The organism is Stenotrophomonas sp. 2YAF22 (assembly GCF_052114665.1).
GTDB classification, from domain to species: Bacteria; Pseudomonadota; Gammaproteobacteria; order Xanthomonadales; family Xanthomonadaceae; genus Stenotrophomonas; species Stenotrophomonas indicatrix.
In genome coordinates this window covers 1-3,176 of record NZ_JBFRFE010000512.1, presented here as the reverse complement: position 1 = coordinate 3,176, position 3,176 = coordinate 1, and the positions used below count along the sequence as shown (strand labels likewise).

The following is a 3,176-nucleotide window of genomic DNA, read 5'->3' as shown; positions in this document are numbered from 1 at the left end:
TGCTGTTGGTAGGTGTCGACCTTGGTCGACACGTAGATCCACGCCATGCGTGGATGCGTACCCGGTGGTACCGGCGCTGGTCGGTAAATGCCGATGTCGATTTGTGGTTCCGTGGTTCGTCGAATGGGTACTTTCCAAACAACAGGGAGCAGCACATGAGCAGCGACAGCAAACCCAAGGGCCCGGCGTCCTATTTTCCTTCCATCGAAAAGACCTACGGGCAGCCGGTGACGCATTGGCTGGGGCTGCTGGCCAAACGGCCGGGCTTGAAGCATATGGAGCTGGTCAGCTTCCTGAAATCCGAGCACGGGCTGGGCCATGGCCACGCAAACGCCCTGGTCGCCCACCACCTAGCCACCCGGCGCTGAGACAACCGCTCCACCGAGCGCAGCGACCCGCTTCTGCTCTTCTTTTCTCTTTACGTGGCTGGACGCGCACGGAACCTGTCCGGGGGCCGGGTGGGTGGGCTGTGCAGGGGCGTGAGCCGCATGGGCCCGAGGCATGCCTCGGGCGGGTTGGGCAGGACGCTCAACCCCGGTCTTGTCGTGCGCGCGGGATAGCGCGCACGAGCAAGCGGCGACCGAGCTTACATGGACGTACTTGCAGCGCCCCCTGCACAGCCCACCCGCCCGGCCCACTGCCAGATTCGGAGGTAGTATGCCGCCCAGCCACGAGGGGCTGCGCCGTTCGCCGCAACTCCCAACTGAACGATTTCATCTGCAACTGTCATGCAGATCGTGTCTAATACCGCTCCCCACCCGTAGTGCCCCCACCTGTATGTCCCTCCAATCCCATGGCCCGGCGCCGTGCGACGACGCTGACGGCCACCTGGTCACCGCTGGCCCGCTGACCCCGCCGCCCGATGTTGCCGGCACCCCCGCCGATGAGAAGGCGCTGCGCCACTCGGTCGCCGAGGACGTGCAGGGCATGGTGCTGGCCATGCTCGTGGCTTCACTGGGCCTGGCGATCTTCGCCAAGGGCGGGCTGATGATCGGGGGCATGGCCGGCATGGCGTTCCTGCTGCATTACACGATGGGCTGGAACTTCGGCCTGGTGTTCGTGCTGGTCAACCTGCCGTTCTACTGGGTGGCGGTGCGCCGCATGGGCTGGGAATTCACCCTGAAGACGTTCGCGGCGGTCACCGCCTGCGGCCTGCTGACCGACATCCTGCCGCGCTGGGCCGACTTCTCGCATATCGCGCCGTTGTACTCGGCGCTGGTCGGTGGCGCGCTGTCCGGCCTGGGCATCCTGTTCTTCATCCGCCACCGCGCCAGCCTCGGCGGCATCGGCATCCTGGCGGTGTACCTGCAGCGCACCCGTGGCTGGAGCGCCGGCAAGGTGCAGATGTCCTTCGATGCGTGCCTGATGGTGGCCGCGTTCTTCGTGCTGTCGCCGTCGAAGGTGATGTACTCGGCCATCGGTGCGGTGGTGCTCAGCCTGGTGCTGATGTTCAACCACCGTCCGGGCCGTTACATGGGCGTCTGACGGCTCACGGGCAATGCCGGCCAGCGGCCGGCACTACCGGGCGGATGCCTGCACCCATGGCGGTGCCAGCTTCAGCAGCTTGGCGTGCACCGGGCAGTCCTCGGCATGCGCGCCCGGCAGGTAGCCCAGGCTCATCAGGAACTCGCCGGTGATCTCGCCGCCGGTGAAGCGGAAGGTCTTCTTGAACAGCTTCACCCAGTCAGCTTTATTGCGCGGGTGATGGGCGTCCAGCCACGCGGCGAAGCTGCCGTGGCTCCGGCGCAGCTGCTGGATCACCTGCGCGTTGTGGATCGCGGCCAGCACCTTCAACCGGTTGCGGATGATGCCAGGGTCCGACAACAGGCGCTCGATGTCCTGCTCGGCATAGGCGGCGACGCGATCGACGTCGAAAGCGTCATAGGCCGCGCGGAACCCCTCGCGCTTCTTCAGGATGGTTTCCCAGCTCAGGCCGGCCTGGTTGATCTCCAGCAGCAGGCGCTCGAACAACTCGCGCTCATCGCGCTGCGGGAAACCGTATTCGTTGGCGTGGTAGTACTCGTGCACCGGGTGGCCCGGGGCGATGCGGCAGTATCCGCTCATGGTGTTGCCGCCTCCGCGCGGTCTTTGCTGCGATCAATCTCCAGCTGACCCGCCGTGCCGTCAAGCAGCAGCGTCGGCCAGCGCGGCGGTTGCACGGTCAAGCGGCCATCGCGCAGGGCCTGTGGGGCCTCGTTGGAAGTGCGCTGGTCAACGTCCTGGAAGGAAACATCACCCTCCTTTCTCCAGCCAGCCGGTTCACGCACGTGCAGCTGGCAGCGCGGACCGCTGTACAGGGTGGTCATGCACAGCAGCACGTCGTCTTGGCCATCGCCGTCCAGGTCACGACGCAGGGCGACGCAGCGGTTGTCGCCGATCTTGTCGGCGTCCAGGCAATCGCCCGCGCTCAAGCGCCTATCCAGTACTGCCTGCCACCAGTCATCGGCTGGCGATGCGGTGCCCTTGGCCAGCACGATCCGTGCCTTCAGGCCGGCCAGGTCGCGCACGCCATCGTCGATGTTGTTGTCCCAGCGCGATTCGCGCTTCTGTCGGGCCAGTGCCTGCACGATGATGCTGGAGGCGCGGGTGTYGGCCGCCAAGGATGGCGCCTTCTGCAGCGTGCGCAGCGCCTGCACACCACGGCGGCCCAGCTCGAATCGCAGCTGGTTGGCCGCGTCCGCGGTCATCAGCGCGGGATCGGCGCGCAGGCGCTTCATCTGGCTGGCCAGGGTGATGCGCACCGGGTCGATCACCGGGGAGATGGCCAGCAGTGCAGTGGCCAGTACGGTCCAGCACATCCAGCGGTTGACCGGCTCAAGCCGATGCAGCCAACGGCCCTGCCGGCGCAGTGCGGCGAAGGCGTAGCCGATTGCATAGCCGGCGATCAGTACCGCAACCGCAAAGCCCCAGAAGCGCGAGAGGGTCCAGCCGTACTGGCTGACCCGCAGCGTCATTGCGTACAGCGCCAGGCCGGCGTAGATCGGCAATGCCAGCAGGCTGGCCTCGACCAGCCGGCGCAGCCAGGCCGGGTAGGGCGGGGTGCCGTCGTCGTGCTGGTAGACCGCGTTGGCCAGGCTGATCAGCAGCACCGCCAGCACCAGCAGCAGGCTGGCGGCCGAGCGCGTGGCCCACAACGGCGCCAGCCCGGTGAACGGCAGCGACAGCACGAACAGCAC

The 3,176-nt window shown here is 66.8% G+C and carries 4 protein-coding genes; 2 read left to right on the top strand and 2 right to left on the bottom strand.

The features are described 5' to 3' along the window. Positions 1-155: 155 nt before the first annotated feature. Together AB4Y84_RS17355 and AB4Y84_RS17350 are read left to right on the top strand one after the other, a co-directional pair. Positions 156-368 carry a DUF4287 domain-containing protein gene (locus AB4Y84_RS17355; protein WP_223494409.1) on the top strand — a complete coding sequence of 71 codons (213 nt, stop codon included), beginning with the start codon at positions 156-158 and terminating at the stop codon, positions 366-368. Positions 369-777: 409 nt separating this feature from the next. Continuing rightward, positions 778-1,485, top strand: coding sequence for a YitT family protein (locus AB4Y84_RS17350; protein WP_442243886.1), 708 nt, complete (start codon positions 778-780; stop codon positions 1,483-1,485). A gap of 33 nt (positions 1,486-1,518) precedes the next feature. Here AB4Y84_RS17350 and AB4Y84_RS17345 read toward each other — a convergent pair whose 3' ends face one another. Then, on the bottom strand, positions 1,519-2,064 hold the full coding sequence (locus AB4Y84_RS17345; protein WP_394196040.1) for a DNA-3-methyladenine glycosylase I: 546 nt from the start codon (positions 2,062-2,064) through the stop codon (positions 1,519-1,521). Then, positions 2,061-3,176, bottom strand: a 1,116-nt coding sequence (locus tag AB4Y84_RS17340; RefSeq protein ID WP_442250534.1) for a DUF4153 domain-containing protein, incomplete at its 5' end; no start/stop codon positions are given. The genes AB4Y84_RS17345 and AB4Y84_RS17340, both read right to left, overlap by 4 nt.